The organism is Streptomyces acidicola, assembly GCF_009377235.1.
Lineage (GTDB): Bacteria > Actinomycetota > Actinomycetes > Streptomycetales > Streptomycetaceae > Streptomyces > Streptomyces acidicola.
Map to the genome: position 1 here is coordinate 1 of NZ_VMNX01000230.1, position 15,060 is coordinate 15,060.

General features: G+C 72.7%; 9 protein-coding genes. 3 read left to right on the forward strand and 6 right to left on the reverse strand.

Annotated features, from left to right (window positions below):
• The coding region (locus FPZ41_RS37405) for an alpha/beta fold hydrolase (protein ID WP_152868115.1) at positions 1–706 on the forward strand (706 nt) is incomplete at its 5' end.
• Between the two features lie 69 nt (positions 707–775).
• On the opposite strand, the gene FPZ41_RS37410 is transcribed toward FPZ41_RS37405, so the two are convergent.
• From FPZ41_RS37410 to FPZ41_RS37420, 3 genes are all read right to left on the reverse strand, one after another.
• A complete protein-coding gene (locus FPZ41_RS37410; RefSeq protein ID WP_152868116.1) occupies positions 776–1,609 on the reverse strand; it encodes a phytanoyl-CoA dioxygenase family protein in 834 nt (277 codons plus the stop codon).
• A gap of 121 nt (positions 1,610–1,730) precedes the next feature.
• Positions 1,731–2,921: a cytochrome P450 gene (locus FPZ41_RS37415; RefSeq protein WP_322621220.1), complete on the reverse strand. Its 1,191-nt coding sequence runs from the start codon at positions 2,919–2,921 to the stop codon at positions 1,731–1,733.
• A gap of 152 nt (positions 2,922–3,073) precedes the next feature.
• A complete protein-coding gene (locus FPZ41_RS37420; RefSeq protein WP_152868118.1) occupies positions 3,074–4,255 on the reverse strand; it encodes a cytochrome P450 in 1,182 nt (393 codons plus the stop codon).
• A gap of 360 nt (positions 4,256–4,615) precedes the next feature.
• Between FPZ41_RS37420 and FPZ41_RS37425 the strand changes: the two genes are divergently transcribed.
• Complete coding sequence (locus FPZ41_RS37425) at positions 4,616–7,495, forward strand: ATP-binding protein (protein WP_322621221.1); 2,880 nt, start codon at positions 4,616–4,618, stop codon at positions 7,493–7,495.
• 180 nt (positions 7,496–7,675) lie between these two features.
• Positions 7,676–8,449: a thioesterase II family protein gene (locus tag FPZ41_RS37430; RefSeq protein WP_152868120.1), complete on the forward strand. Its 774-nt coding sequence runs from the start codon at positions 7,676–7,678 to the stop codon at positions 8,447–8,449.
• 60 nt (positions 8,450–8,509) lie between these two features.
• On the opposite strand, the gene FPZ41_RS37435 is transcribed toward FPZ41_RS37430, so the two are convergent.
• The 3 genes from FPZ41_RS37435 to FPZ41_RS49640 all read right to left on the reverse strand — a co-directional run bounded on the left by FPZ41_RS37435 (position 8,510) and on the right by FPZ41_RS49640 (position 15,025).
• A complete protein-coding gene (locus tag FPZ41_RS37435; protein WP_152868122.1) occupies positions 8,510–9,202 on the reverse strand; it encodes a LuxR C-terminal-related transcriptional regulator in 693 nt (230 codons plus the stop codon).
• 420 nt (positions 9,203–9,622) lie between these two features.
• Positions 9,623–12,403 carry an AAA family ATPase gene (locus FPZ41_RS37440; RefSeq protein WP_152868124.1) on the reverse strand — a complete coding sequence of 927 codons (2,781 nt, stop codon included), beginning with the start codon at positions 12,401–12,403 and terminating at the stop codon, positions 9,623–9,625.
• 3 nt (positions 12,404–12,406) lie between these two features.
• Positions 12,407–15,025 carry an AAA family ATPase gene (locus FPZ41_RS49640; RefSeq protein ID WP_152868126.1) on the reverse strand — a complete coding sequence of 873 codons (2,619 nt, stop codon included), beginning with the start codon at positions 15,023–15,025 and terminating at the stop codon, positions 12,407–12,409.
• Positions 15,026–15,060 lie beyond the last annotated feature (35 nt).

Sequence of the window (15,060 nt, forward strand, 5' to 3'; positions counted from 1 at the left end):
CGGCACGACCGCCCCCGCCCCCCGGCCCGTCCGGCTCGCCACCGGCATCGAGGGCGAGGCCCTGCTGTGCCTGCCGTCGCTGGTCGCACCCGTCACCGCCTACCAGTACTCCCGGTTCGCCGCCGCCCTGCACGGCAGCCGCGACGTATGGGTACTGCCCGCGCCGGGATACGCGGCCGGCGAGGCGCTGCCGGACAGCCCCGAGGCCGCCGCCGCCCGGCAGGCGGAGGCCGTCCTCGCCGCCATCGGGGACAAGCCGCTCACCCTCGTCGGCTACTCCTCCGGCGGCTGGCAGGCCCACCTCCTGGCCGCCGTACTGGCCGAGGCGGGCGCACCGCCGCGTGCCCTGGTGCTGCTCGACTCGCCGGAGACGCCCGACGAGAACCTCGCGCTCGCCATGGTCGCCACTTCCTGCCGGCTCATCCGCGACTTCCCCGACGTCCCCGTCGACGCCGACCAGCTCACCGCGACCGCCCACTACGGCCGCCTGTTCGACGGGTGGCGGCCCGCGCCTGCCGCCGAGGCGCCGCGGACCCTGTTCGTGGCCGCCGCCGAACACGACCCTGCCCTGCTCCTGGGCGCCGGCCGGCCCAGCTGGCCGCTGTCGCACGAGGCGGTGGAGGTGCCCGGCACCCACGTCAGTCTGCTGGACGGTGACGCCGACACCACCGCGCGCGCCGTACACACCTGGCTGCTGGAGCGCTGAACACGTCGAGGGCCGCCGCGCGGTGTGCGCGGCGGCCCTCGACGTGGTGACGCCGTACGGCGATGGTGGTCAGCCGTCGAGCAGACGGATCGGATCCTCCTGCTCGTACCAGCCGAGGAACGGCGGGCACAGGCCCCAGCCGAGCAGTCGCTGAAGCTCCTCGGGGTACTCGCGGACGATCTCCCGCGGTACGGCCAGATACTGGTTCTCCTCCTGGCGCAGGTTGCCGCGCACCAGCGCGAGCGTGAGGCCCGTGCGCGCGTCGTCGGCGAGGTTCGCGCCGCCGCCGTGGAACAGACCGCCCACCCAGATCAGGCAGGACCCCGGATCCATCTCCGCCTGCACCGCCTCCTCCGGGCGCGGCGCGCGCTCCGCCTCCCACAGGTGGCTGCCCGGGTAGACCATCGTGGCGCCGTTCTCCTCGGTGAACTCGCTCATCGCCAGCATGATCTGGACCCGGTTCGTCGGGCCGGGGCTGGGCAGCAGATGCGCGATGTCGTCGCGGTGCGGCGGCTGCGCGGTCTCGCCGGGCCAGATCTGGATCACCTGGGTGATGCTGACCTGGACGTTCGGGGCGAGATCGGTGCGCTGTCGGCCGAACCAGTTCGTCGAGGGGCGCTCGATCAGGTCCCGGGCGGCGCCCAGGTACACCGGGTCGAGCGCGATGCGCTCCATGTGCCGGGAGCGGGCGAACAGGGAGCTGAGCCGCTTGGTGCGCTGGCCGGTGAACGAGCTGTCCCCGTAGCCGACGCCGTCGAGGGCGGGACCGAGGTCGTCCCACAGACCCTTCAGGGTCGTCTCGTCGACGAGGTTCTCCACGATCACACCGCCGTCGCGTTCCAGGACGGCGGTGACGTCGGACACCGGTGCGGTGGCGGGAAGCCGGGTCAGATCTGCTGGCATGCGAAATCCTGGTTCTGTCGGGTTCTGTCCGGTTCGGTCGGCGAAGCGGCTCGGTGCGAGGTGCCGAGGTGCGCGACCACGAAAGGCACGAGTCGCGCGCGGCGGCTCGGCGGCCGGAGGGTTACCAGCGCACTGGGAGTTCGGCGAGCCCGTACAGCACGCCGTTGTCCTTGTAACGCAGGTCCTCGGCGGCGCAGTCGAGCCGGATGCCGGGCAGCCGCTCGAAGAGGACGCGGTAGGCGAGTTCCATCTCGACGCGTACGAGGTGCTGGCCCAGGCACTTGTGCCGTCCGTGGCCGAAGGCGACATGGCCCTGGGCCGAGCGGCTCGGGTCGAAGGCGTGCGGGCAGGCGAACCTGCCGTCGTCGTAGTTGGCGGCGGCCACCAGCGGTGCCACGCCCTCGCCGGCCCTGATGAGCTGGCCGCCGATCTCCACGTCCGCCACGGCCACCCGCAGTGGCACGAGATCGGCGACGGAGTAGAACCGCAGCAGTTCGTCCACGATGCCCGGGTCGCCGATCCACTCCGGATGCGTCATGAGGGGGACCGCGCCCAGGGCGATGTTGTTGGCGGTGGTCTCCTGGCCGGCGATGAGCAGCAGCAGAGCCGCTCCGCCGACCTCCATCGGGGCCAGTTCCCCGGCGGCGAGCATCGTGCTGATGAGGTCGTCACCCGGCCGGTGCCGTTTGATGGTGACCATCCGGCCCAGGTAGCGCAGGAGTTCCGTGGTGGCCTGGTCCCGCTCTTCGTCGGTGGCGGACAGGGTGACCAGGACCGAGACACGGGACTCGAAGAAGGCCCGGTCGGCGTTGGGCACGCCCAGCAGCTCGCAGATCACCAGTGACGGGATGGGTACCGCGTAGTCCGCGACCAGATCGGCCGGGCTGCCCTTGGCGGCCAGCGACTCCACGCAGTCCTCGACGACCTTCTGGATGCGGGGGCGCAGCTCCTTCATCCGCCGTGCGGTGAAGTCCTGCATGAGGATCTTGCGGTAGCGGTCGTGCTCGGGCGGGTCGAGGGTGGCGAACCAGCCGGGGATCTGGGTCTGTGCGGGTGGCCCGCCGGTACGGCCCGGGGTGGGGAACCCCTCGTTGCGGGAGTCCGAGCTCAGGTGCGGGTGGAGGAGGGCCTCCCGCACGTCCTCGAACCGGGTCAGCAGCCAGACGCGCTGGCCGCCCGGCATCATCGACCACGCCAGCCCGTCCCGCCCGCGCAACTCGGCGTAGCCGGGCGGGGGGAAGGGCTCGCCGGGCCGGCGGAACGGGAAGTCGACCTGCCGTGCGGCGTCGTCCTTCGAGTCTGTCGCTGTCACGTGCCGTCCCCTCTCACCGGGAGGTGCACCGGGACTTCCGGACCCCGATGTGACACGAAGGATGGGCCGCTCCCGGCGGGTAAATCCCTAGTCCTGGCACGGGATCCGAAGCTCCGGCACGCGGTTCGGGGCTGTGCGCCGGGACCGCTTCGCTACCACCGCACCGGCAGTTCGGCGGGCCCGCCGACGAGCCGCCCGGCACTGGTCACGAGCTGCTCGTGCGGAACCGTCGGCCGCAGCTCCGGCATGTGCCCGAACAGCGCGGTGAACGCCTCCGCCAGTTCGATACGGGCCAGCGAGGCGCCGAGGCAGTGCCAGATGCCGTGCCCGAACGACAGATGCGGGTTGGGCGCACGTCCCGGGTCGAACTCCCCGGCGTGCTCGAAGACGCGCTCGTCGTGGTTGGCCAGCGCGAAGTCCAGCAGCACCAGGTCGCCGGCCCGGATGGTGACCCCGGCGACATTGATGTCGCCGGAGGCGTAGCGGGGCAGGACGGAGCCGGACTGCTTGCCGTTGCGCAGGACTTCCTCCACGAGTCCGGCCATCGCCTCCGGGTCGTCGAGCGCCGTCCGCAGCCGCTCCGGGGGGCGGGTGAGCAGTGCGACGCCCAGGGTGATGAAGCTCGCCACGCTCTCCAGGCCCGCCATCAGCAGTGTCGCGGCGAGTGCGGCGGCCTGCTCGGTGGGGACGCCGGCGGTGACGAGCCGGGTCAGGACATCGTCCCGCGGTGCGGTCCGCTTGGCCTCGGCGAGCGCGCCGAACAGGGCGAACAGTGGGCCCGGGCCCGGTGCGGCCTCGCCGTCCTTCCCGACCCGGCCGATGTCGGCGAGGAGCTGCGTGGCGCGCTCCCGCTCCTCGGCGGGCACGCCGATCAGCTCGTGCAGGATGCTCAGCGAGTACGGCAGCGCGAAGTGCCGGTGCAGATCGGCGGGTTGCTCACGGTCCGCGAAGTCCGCGGCGATCGCCTGCGCGGCGGCGGCCACCCGCGGTCTCAGCTCCTGCATACGGCGCGCCGCAAACTGCGGACCGAGCAGGGCACGGGACCGGCGGTGCATCTCCCGGGCCGTGTCGGCGTCGTCGATGATCAGCATCTCCACGAGCGGGCTGTCGACGTACTTGGGCGCGGTGGCGGGGGTGGGATGGAAGCGGCCCAGCCGCTCGTCGTGGAGAAGTGCCTTCGTCTCGGCGTGCCGGGTGACGAGCCAGGCCTCGTCGCCGGCCGGTGTCCGCACGCGGCGGACGGGTGCCTCGTCCCGCAGCGCCCGCAGCGGGCTGGGGGCGAACACGGGGCGCGAGTCGGTGTCGAGCACGGGCAACTGCGGTGTGTGCGGCATGGGACCGAGCCTGCCGTCCCGGCACTGACGATTTCCCGAGACTTGGGGCGTCGGCTCGCCATGCCACTCATGTGTAGTGCGCCACACTCAAATGTGAATCCCGCTCATCTTCCGCGCCTCGGCCGCCCGCTGAACCGGACCGGCTGACTCCGAGTCGACCCCCTGACCGGCGACAGGACGCGAGAGGCCGGTCGAGCGTTGGCAACCGTGAACGTGTGAACGCGGCTTGGGGGGTACGCGACCGCATCGCGCGCGGGCGGGCAACAGCCCTGCTCGTGCGTATGATCGGACGAGAAGAGGGTCGTTCGATTCGTCCATCCCGCCAACTGCTGTGTGTGGCGGGGCAATACAGGAGACGCGGTGGCTTCAACCTCCGGCCTGAAGGCGGAAGACGAGCCCACGCTCGTCGGTCGAGACCTCGAACTCGCCCTGATCCGTGAGCACCTTCACGGTACGGGGGAAGGACGCGCCGTCCTGCTGCGCGGACCCGCCGGTATCGGCAAGACCCGGCTGATGCACGCCCTCACCGAACCGGACGCGGACGCCCGCGTCCTCACCGTCAAATGCCAGGAGAGCGGCGGCGCCGCCTACGAGGCCGTGCGCGGGCTGTTCGCACCGCTCGGCCTCACCGACGACCCGGCGCGGCATCCGCTTCTAGTGCCCCAACAGGCAACGTCCGCCCCGTCACTGGCCGGCAGTGTCGCGCTGGCGGGCAGCGCCGCGCTCGCCCTGCCCGCCCTCACGACGGACGGCGACCCCGACGGCCGGCCCGCCGACATGTACGGCGTCATGCACGGCCTGTACTGGCTCACCGCCTCGCTCGCCGCCGAGCGCCCCCTCGTCCTCGCTGTCGACGACCTCCAGTGGTGCGACGAGGCGTCGCTGCGTTGGCTCGGCTTCCTGCTGCGACGGGCCGAGGGACTGCCGGTCGCCCTGCTCTTCACCCTGCGCACCGAGGTCGAGCCCGCGCGCCCCGACGTGCTGGACGAGATGGCCGACGCCGCCTCCTGCCTCACCGTCGACGTCGAGCCGCTCACCGACGACGCGGTGTGCGACATGCTCGCCGCGTCCCTCGCCGTCACGCCCGACGCCTCCGTCGTGGCACGCTGCGTGGAGCTCACCGGCGGTAACCCGTTCCTGGTCCAGCTCCTGGCCCGCGAGCTGAGGCACCGCGCCCCGGACGCCGCACTCGACGCCGACGTGTTGCGCGACGGCCTCGGGCACGGCACCGTGGCCCGCTTCCACCTCGACCGGCTCACCCCCGAACGGCTCGCCGTGGCGAAGGCGCTCGCGGTCCTGGAGTCCGACGACATCGAACCCGTCGCCGCCCTCGCCGGCACCACGCCCGGCCCCGCCGCAGGCGCCGTCGACGCCCTGCGCGCCGCCGGACTGCTGAGACCCGACTCCCTCGCCTACCGCCACGACCTCATGCGCCAGGCCGTCCTGGACGCGACGCCGGCCGAGGAACGCCTCGCACTGCGCGAACGCGCCGCACGCCTGCTCAACGACTCAGGGCGCCCCAGCGACCAGGCCGCCGTCCAGCTGATGCACCTGCCCGAGGTGCCCGAGCCCTGGATGGTCACCGTCCTACGGTCCGCCGCCCTCGGCGCCGAGCAGCGCGGCGCACCCGCCACCGCGGGCCAGTACCTCTCCCGCGCCCTGCGCTACGACCTCGACGACATCGAGTTGCTGTCCGCCTCCGCTCGCGTCCTCGCCCACTCCGACCACCCCACCGCGCTCAGCCGGCTGGAACACGCGCTGTCCCTCGCCACGGACCCGCGCCTGCGTTGCCGTCTAGTCCTTCAGTACGTCATCACCTCCCTCGGCGCGCAGAACTCGCTGCGGGCCTTCGAGTTGGTCGGCGAGACCCTGTTCATGGTCGAGTCCGAACTCGGCGACACCCCGGACGAACAGGCACTGCGCACCCTCGTGGAGGCGATGGCACTGGTCTCCGGGCTCGACGAGAAGTCCACCGTGCGCCGCGTCAGCGAACGGTTCCGCGAGCACACCCTGCCGCCCGGCGAGACCGCCGAGGAGCGTCTGCTGCTCGGCATGCTGTGCGCGCTCGGCACCCTGGAGGGCCGCCCCGCCGCCGAACTGGTCCCGGCCGCCCAGCGGGTCCTGCGGGTCGGGGACGTCTCCCTGGGCGGCTGGGGTGCCCTGGGCGCCAGCCTCACCCTCTACCTCGCCGACGAGATCAAGCCCGTCGAGTTCGTGCTCACGACCCTGCTCGAACACGCCCAAAAACGCGGCCAGGCCTGGAACAGCGCCATCGTCTCCACCACCCGCGCCCAGGTGCACCTGTGGTCCGGCAACATCGCGCAGGCGCTGGCGGACGCACAGCTCGCCTTCGATCTCGTCCACCGCGATCTGCATGTGAAGAGTGCCGTGGGCCCGCAGTGCACCCTCGCGGACGTCATGGTCCTGCGGGGCGACGCCCGCCGCGCCGAGGAGCTGCTCGACCTGGTGCGCCGGCCTCGCCTGGACGAGTTCGCACTGGAGTCGCACACCTACATGATGAGCCGGGCCCGCGCCCGTGCCGCGCTCGGTGACCTGGAGGGAGCGCTCGGCCATCTCGTGCGGTGCGGCGACAGCCTCGCCGAGGCGGGCATCGGCAACCCCGTGCTGGCGCCCTGGTGGTACGACGCCGCGCAGGTCCTCGCCGACCTCGGCCGGTACGGCGAGGGACGGGACGTCGTCGACCGGGTGGCGCCGGCGGTGCGGCGCTGGGGCACGCCCCGGGCCCAGGGCATGCTCGCCGTCGCGCGCGGTGTGCTCACGCCCGGCGACACCGGCATTGACGAACTGACCGAGGCCTCCCGTCTCCTCGACGGCAGTCCCGGCCGCCTGGAGCACGCCCGCGCCGAGTATCTGCTCGGCCGGCGGCTGCTGGAGCGCGGTGACTCCGAGGGTGCGCGCGAACGGCTGCGCCGCGCCATCGACATCGCCGTGCTGTGCGGCGACCGGCAGCTCCTCGACCAGGCCGTGCCCGCCCTCGGTGCGGCCGGCGGACGGCTGCGGCGCGGCACCGAGTCACCGACCGACGCGCTGAGCGGAAGCGAACGGCAGGTCGCCGAGCGTGCCGCCGCGGGAGCCACCAACCGGGAGATCGCCGAGGCCCTGTTCCTCACCCAGCGCACCGTGGAGTTCCATCTCACGAGCGTCTACCGCAAGCTCGGCATCCGGGGGCGGGGCGGACTCGCGGCCGTCCTCGCCGCCGAGCGCAGACCCGTCGGCTGAGGCGGCCACAGCACAGAGCTCATCCGGGGAACCGGTCGCGGCCGTGCACGAACCGGTCGCGACCGAACCCCGTGGCGCCGGAAGTTTAGGGTTTTACGGGTGGCGGCCCGCGTTCAATGGGCGGCGACGGCGGGCCGGTTGCGGCCGCCGCACCGACGAACGCTCTGGAAAGGGACGCCCATGTCGCGTATCGCCGACGACGCCACCACGGCGTGGATCCGCCGCTACCACCCCTCCGCCGGCAGTGCCGTACGGCTGGTCTGCTTTCCGCACGCGGGCGGTTCGGCCAGCTTCTTCCACCCGGTGTCGGTGCGCTTCGCCCCGGAGGCCGATGTGGTCGCGCTCCAGTACCCGGGACGTCAGGACCGGCGCACCGAGCCGTGCGTCGAGGACATCGGCAAGCTCGCGGACCTGCTGTGCGAGGAGATCCGCGAACTCAGCGAGAAGCCCACGGTGTTCTTCGGCCACAGCATGGGCGCCGTCCTGGCTTTCGAGACGGCGCTGCGGCTGGAGGAGCTCGGCGCCAATCCGCCGCGCGCCGTCGTCGCCTCGGGCCGGCGCGCCCCGTCCTCCCACCGGGACGAGCAGGTGCACCAGCAGGACGACGCGGGCGTGATCACCGAGCTGCGGCTCCTCAACGGCACCGACGCGGCCGTGTTCGGCAACGACGAGCTGCTGCGGATGGCGCTGCCCGCGATCCGGGGCGACTACCGCGCCATCGAGACCTACACCTGCCCGCCCGGCCGCCGGATGCGCGGTGCGCTGACGGTCCTCACCGGCGACGCCGACCCGCGCACCACGCCGGCGGAGGCCGAGGCTTGGCGCGACCACACCGAGGGTGCCTTCCGTATGCGGGTCTTCTCCGGCGGCCACTTCTTCCTCACCGGTCACCTGAACGAGGTGTACGCCGAGATCCTCACGGAGCTCGACGCCGCCCGTGCGGCCGGGTCCTGAAAAGACCCGGGCCCCGCCGACGGAAACGGCGGGGCCTTCGAAGCACTGAAGAGGCCGTGGTCAGTCGGACACGAACTCCGGGCGTACCCGCGGTGGCCACTGACCGACGGCGAAGACACCGAGGGAATAGCTTTTCGATATCAGCGCCGGCCGGTTGGTCACCTTCATCTTCCGCAGCAGAGAGGAGACGTGATACTCCACTCCGCCGCGGCTGAGGAAGAGTTTCGTGGCGAGTTGGACCGTCGACTCGCCTGATGCCACCCCCTCCAGAATGCGGGCGTGCATCGGGCTGAACAGTTTGCGCCGTGCATTGGCGATCTGCGGACCGTTCTCGGACTGCTCCGGGTCGACCAGTACCAGAATGCGGTCCACCCGGCCGACACCACTCCGTACGGCGATTCCGGTCATCTCGCCGCGGAATACGGCGTCCTTCGCGCCCAACGCGACCAAGTGGTCGGCAAACCGGGGGCTCTGACCGTCCGCCAGGCGAATCAACTCGTTCTTCAGCTTGCCCTGCACGCTGGGGTGCAGGAGTTCACAGAAGTCCCTTCCCGTGCCCTGCCCGGGGTTCCAGTCGAATTGATGGGCGAAGGACCGGTTGGCCTCCATTATCCGGAATTCCAGATCGAGGTTCGCGATGCAAACGAGGGACTGCTCGAAAAGCGCTAAATAATTCTCGCGATACGGTTCCGGGGACCAGTTCCGCGGTGCGTCGGGGAGGATCTCTACGGAGTCTAGGCCGGCGTTCTTCATGGGGGGTGGGCCACTCTCTCTCAGCGCTCATGACCAGTGGTGCATCCCGCAGCGGGGAGTGTTCCTTCACCCATGACATTGCCATCGATTGAAAATACATGTCAAGGCATGCAGGGTTCGTAAGGCCCTATTCACCACTAAGACTGCGGTGTCCTCCGGCGGTGGTTCGGTACGCATTGCGGTCCCGTATGCGGGTGCCTTTTGAGTACCGTCGGTAACCAGCGAACGTGACGCACAGGCAACACAAAAGTGAGGAGTTGCGCACGTCAGCGCGACTGCCGGGACATGGATCGATCCGTCGGAGTGTGCGGGAGCGAAGGCGAGGGGAAATCGGTGGATTTGCGTTCCCTGGATGCCGTGAACACAAAGAACAAAACTCCGCGCAGGTCGGCGGCATGGATCAATGCAGTCCTGGGCAGGCTACCGGGTTTCGTTTATTCCCATCGCGTGGGCCAGTTGTTCCCGGCCAGTAATGCAGAATTTGCGGTAGGAGCTCGTGAGGTGTCTTTCCACGGCCCGTAGACTCGTTTCGAGTTCCTCCGCGATCTCCCTGTTGCTCAGACCGCGTGCCGCGCGTTCCGCCACTCTCGTCTCGGCCGGGGTGAGCCCGGCCGAGAGCGCCCGCGCCGAGCGTGCGGCGGTGCCGGTCCCGGTGTCGGCCGGCGCGTTGACCAATTCGGTGGCCAGTCGACGGCCGCGTCGGAAGAGCCGGTCGCCGTCCGCGGCGGATTCCCGTTGCAGACGTCTGCCCAGTTCCGTGAGGGCGTGGGCCAACTCCAGTCGGCTGCCCTCCGTTTCGACGAGGTCGACGGCCTGCCGCAGCAACTCGATGCCCGGCGGGCCCTCGGTGACGAAGCCGAGCAGACGCCGCGCACGGCTCAGCGTGGTCGGCGCGCCCCAGGCCAGGGCGCGTTCGTGATGGGACCGGGCGACAGCGAGGGCCTCGGCGGTCCTGCCGGCGCGGTGGTGGATCAGGGCGACCCGCATCTGCCAGTGCGCGAACGCCGGATTCACCCACCCGGCGCGTTCCAGGACGCGTCCGCAGTCCAGGTAGTGAGCGAGCGCCACAGGCAGATTCCCGCGGTTCTCCGCGAGCATCCCGTTCAGCGCCCCGAACAGGGCGAACATCCGCAGGTCGGCGGGCGGTTCGGCGGGCTCAAGGAGCCGCCCGGCGCGTTCGGCGTCGCCCACTTCGAGCGCGACGCTCCCCAGGAGAAGGGTGACGTGCACCCTGTCCCTGGCCGTCCCGCCCTCGGTCAGCGCGAGGGCACGCACGCCGCACTCCCGGGCCGCACCGACCTCGCCCCGCGCCAGCAGCGCGAGACCGTGCACCGCCTCGACCAGGGACAGCGTCGTACGGTCGCCTTGCTGCGAGGCGTGCAGGCGCGCCGCGTCCAGCCAGGACGCGGCGAAGTGCGGGCTGTCCGTGCAGTAGAGCACCGCAGGCAGCAGTTCGAGCGCCAGACCGGTCAGAGCGCTGTGCGCCGGCTCCTCCTCCAGGACCTGCCGCGCCATCCGGGCCACCGTGCGGTGGTCGGCCTGCCCGCCGACGGCGGCCGAGAACACGAGGACGGTGCGCAGTTCGCGTTCGGCCGCCGAGGCGCCGTAGCGCTGCTCGCCGAGGTCGAGCAGCCGGCGCGTCGCCGAGGTCACCAGGCCGGGGTCCTCCAGCCCGGCGTACCGGGCCCGGGCCTCCAGCCGCATCGCGAGGTACGCGCCCTGCCGGTCGCCCTCCCGCGGAGTCCCGAGACCGGCGGCGGTCTCCCGGACGAGGGCGGCGACCTCGGGATCGCTGCGGACGATGTCCATCGGGGTGCTGGAGACGACCTCGGCACGGCGCCGCAGCCGCGGCATGAGCCGAGCGGCCTGCACGAAGTGTCGGCCCGCCGCCGGGGACTTGAGGTCCAGCTCGGTGACCCCGAGTTCGTACAGCAACTCGGCGCGGACATGGCTGGTGGCGGGTACGTCGACGAGGGCACGGCCGAGATAGCGCACGGCCGTCTCCGGCGCGCCTCGGCGGCGGGCGGCCGCGGCCGCGGCACGCAACTGGTGGATCTCCCACGGGTCGCCGATCCGGTCGACGTGCAGCAGCGGCACCGCGACTTCCTCCGGTCCGGCGCCGCACGCGTCGAGAGCGGCGGACGCCTGCCGATGGCGGCGGGAGCTCTCCTCGTCCCCCATGGCCTGGAGGACGACGGCGCAGGCCGCGCGTGTGTGGGCGGCCTTGCCCTGGCCGACCGCGGGCGGCCACGCGTGCGTGAGGACCTCACGGGCGTACGCGCACTGCTGCCGGGTCAGACCCGCGAGCCGGGCGACGAGGTCGTCCGTGGCGTGGTCGGCGAGCACGGCGGTGGCCTTGAGGAAGGCGTCGAGGACGGGTTCGCGCCGCAGCAGCGACAGCAGCCGCTCGCGATGCAGCGACTCGCCCAGCCCGCGCAGGCGCTGCGTGTGCCAGTGAGGTGCGCCGAGCCGCCGGAGCCGGGCCCGGTCGCACAGCACCCTCAGATCCTTGGGCCGGCCCCCGGTGACGTCGTGACAGGTCCGGAGGAACTCGTCGGGGCAGCCGTCCCCGAAGTGCCGGGCCGCCAGCACCGCCGTGCCCCGGCGGGACAGGCCGCGGGCCCGGATGCGGTGCGTGGCGGCCGCGGAGATCTCGCCGACGAGCGGGTCGCGGGTGCCGAGGCCGTCCTTGCGGACCACGGCCAGCAGCATGTGCAGGCCGTCGAGGCGCGCGGCGAGATGGGCGAGTGCCTCCAGGGAGTCGTCGTCGACCCAGCCCAGGTCGTCGACGGCGAGCACCACGGTCCGCTCGGCACTGAGGCCGGCGAACAGGATGTGCAGCCAGTGGAGCGTGTCGGCGCGCACGGCGGCGCCCGCCTCGTCGTCCGGCCCGGAGTGGCCCGGGTCGGCGGCGATGGGCGGCACCGCGGTGAGCAGGGGAGCGGGCAGGTCACGCTCGGCGACCAGCGGAAGCACGAGCCGGCGCAGCACACCGAAGGGGACGCTGCGTTCGGCGGGGATGCCGCCCGAGCGAAGGACCAGGGCGCCGTTCGCCGTTGCCCGCTCGGCCAGCCGGTTCAGCAGGGCCGTGGTGCCGGTGCCGGTGCCGCCCTCGACGACGAGGAGGACGCCGGTGCCCGCCCGGGCTTCGGTGACCGCCTCGTTGAGTACGGCCAGTTCCTCCTCGCGCTCCAGCAGCATGGATCAGCCGTCCTCCTGCCGGGCTCGCAGATGGGCGACGAGGGCGGCGCGCCCGTTCGCGCCGAGCTTGCGGTAGGTGTGCGTCAGCCGCAGCTCGACCGTGCGGGTGGCCAGGCCCAGTTGGCGGGCGATCTCACGGTTGGCCAGACCGGCCAGCACGAGGGCGGCCACGTCGCGCTCGGACGGCGTGAGCGGGTCCGGCTCCGGGGCGGTTGCGTCGGGCGTCGCCGTAAGGCTGTCCTGGGCGGACCGGGAGGACGGTGAGGGCTGGGCGGGCCGGTCGGTCTCGGCGGTTGCCCAGGGGACCTCGACGCCGTTGCGCGCCAGTGCCTCGTGGGTGCGGGCGCGCAACGCCGTGAAGGCGTTCAACGTCCCCCAGCACTCGGCGACATCGCGCTCCTTGACGAGCAGGTCGTCCGCGGTGGCGGGGGCGCCGAGGTGATGGTGGGCGACGGCCGCGGCGCTGCGCCACGGTATGAGCATGGGGTTGCGCCAGCGCTTGGCCCGCAGCATGCGGCCGCACTCCTCGAGCAGCAGCAGGGCACGGGCGGCGTCCCGGTCGATGAGGGCGAGTTCGGCGCGGGCGTACAGCAGGAACGCCGTGGTGACGCTGTGGCCCTCGGGCCGGCTCCGGGCGCGTTCCGAGGCGCGCCTGGCCTCGTCCACGCGGCCGCAGCGGATCAGCGCGAGGATCTCGGCGGCGGCGAGCCGGGGAGCGAGGAGGCTGTGCCACGACGCGGGTGGGAGGGCCCGTGTGGCGGCGGTCAGCTCGCGCAGGGCCTCCTCGCCGAGGCCGAGGCGTATCTGTGCCTCGGCACGGCTGAGCAGGGCCTGGGCGGCCGCCGCGAGGGCGTCGGAGCGGCGGGCGTCCGCGGCGACGGCGTCCAGGCGATCGAGGCCGGCGGGTGCGTCGTCCGCGCACAGCTGGGCCCGGGCCGCGGCTATGCGGCACATGAACGGCACGGATCCGGGCTCGTCGAGCGCCGTGCGGGCGAGTTCGAGAACCCGGGCCCGGTCGTCGCCGCGGGTGGCGAGGGTCCAGGCGAGCACGGCGGACTGGGCGGGGTGCCCGGGCCGGTCGGAGTGGATGGGGGGCGGGGCCACGAGCGGTAGGCCGCCCTTCTCCTTGTGGGCGAGCCGACCGAGGGCGCGCAGCGGACGTAGCTCCTCGTCCGGGATCTTGGTCAGAGCCCGCTGGTGCGCGTCGGCGATCGCCCAGCGCGCGGTCTCGGCGTCGCCGCGGCTGAGCAGCAGGTCGGCGGCGTTGAGCACGTCCGGCCAGGTCTCGCGGCTGAGGTGGCGCAGCATCACCTGGCGCAGTCGGCCGTCCGCGGCCTGCGGGGCGGTGACGGCCTCGGCGGCGGCCATGCGGATCAGGCGCCGGGCCCGCTCGGCCTCGGTCACCGGCTCGCACGGCGAGTGCCGCAGCGACGCGGTCGTGAGGTCGGCCGCCTGCCGCGGGCGCGCGGAGGAGGCGAGGCCAGAGGCCGTCCACGAGCGCACGAGCGAGGTGACGTCGCCGAGCAGTTCGGCGACGGTGCCGACGCGCAGGGCCTCCTTGCCGTGCGGCGACGCGGCGCGACGGTGCAGCCGGTCGAGCTCGGGCCCGGTCATGCCCGCCAGGACGTCATCGGCGAACCAGGGGTGCCGCAGCCGGGGGATGTCGGTGTCGGCGAGCAGCCCGCAGGCCCGCAGGGCGTCCACGGCGTCGGCGAAGCCGGTGGCGTCGAGGCCGGCGAGGGCCGCGAGCCGGGCCGGCTCCAACTGGTCCCCGCCGATGGCCGTGGCCCGCAGCAGGGCCACGGCGTTCTTGGGCAGGCCGTGCACGGTGGTGAGGGCGCGGGTGGACCAGGCGGTGCGGGCGGCGGCGATGAGCTGCGGTACGGCCTCGGTGTCCAGGGGGCGCCCGAGCGTGGTGATCCGGTCGGCGACGGCGTGCAGGACGGCGGGGGACCAGCCGGCGACCCCGGCCACCGTGAGTGCGGACCAGTGCAGGGGGTGGCTGACGCGGGCCTCGACCACGCGGCACGCCTCGGCGGTGGTGAGGGCGTCGAGGCGCAGGGCGTGTACCGGGCAGGGCGCCGCGGGCTGGGCTCCCGCCGCGTCCAGGACCTGACGGACCGGCACGGGGGAGGTGACGACGGCGAGGACGGCGCCCTGCCGGGCGCGGTGGATCAGGTCGACCAGCCGGCGCAGGGAGTGGGCGTCCGCGAGATGGAGGTCGTCCACGGCCAGTAGCACGGGTCTGCCGGCGGACAGCGTCAGGAGCGTGTCGCACATGCGGGCCACGGCGTCCGTGGGTCTGCTGGTGGGGCCGATGCCGGAGGCGAGGGCACCGATCCGGGAGGGCCGGCACAACGTGCCCAGCAGCTGGGTGATGGCGCCGTACGGGAGCTGGGACTCGCGGGGTGAACAGCGGGCGACACCGACGGCGAGACCCGAGGCGCGGGCCCGGTCGACGGCCCATTCGAGGACGGCGCTGCGGCCGGAGCCCACGGGACCGGTGACGACAGCGATGTCCGAGACACCGTCCTCCAGCCGTCGCACGAATCCATCGAGGGTGTCGAGCACGGCCTGTCGGCCGACGAGTTGAGCGGGGACGAAAGCGGGGGTGGTGGTCATGGGCGACCCTGGGGGGTCGCGGCACGCACCTGGTG

Excerpts from the sequence above, each read along its gene's own strand:
- FPZ41_RS37410 (WP_152868116.1), bottom strand. The coding sequence starts at position 1,609 with ATGCCAGCAGATCTGACCCGGCTTCCCGCCACCGCACCGGTGTCCGAC.
- FPZ41_RS37420 (WP_152868118.1), bottom strand. The coding sequence starts at position 4,255 with ATGCCGCACACACCGCAGTTGCCCGTGCTCGACACCGACTCGCGCCCC.
- FPZ41_RS37430 (WP_152868120.1), top strand. The coding sequence starts at position 7,676 with ATGTCGCGTATCGCCGACGACGCCACCACGGCGTGGATCCGCCGCTAC.
- FPZ41_RS37435 (WP_152868122.1), bottom strand. The coding sequence starts at position 9,202 with ATGAAGAACGCCGGCCTAGACTCCGTAGAGATCCTCCCCGACGCACCG.
- FPZ41_RS37440 (WP_152868124.1), bottom strand. The coding sequence starts at position 12,403 with ATGCTGCTGGAGCGCGAGGAGGAACTGGCCGTACTCAACGAGGCGGTC.
- FPZ41_RS49640 (WP_152868126.1), bottom strand. The coding sequence starts at position 15,025 with ATGACCACCACCCCCGCTTTCGTCCCCGCTCAACTCGTCGGCCGACAG.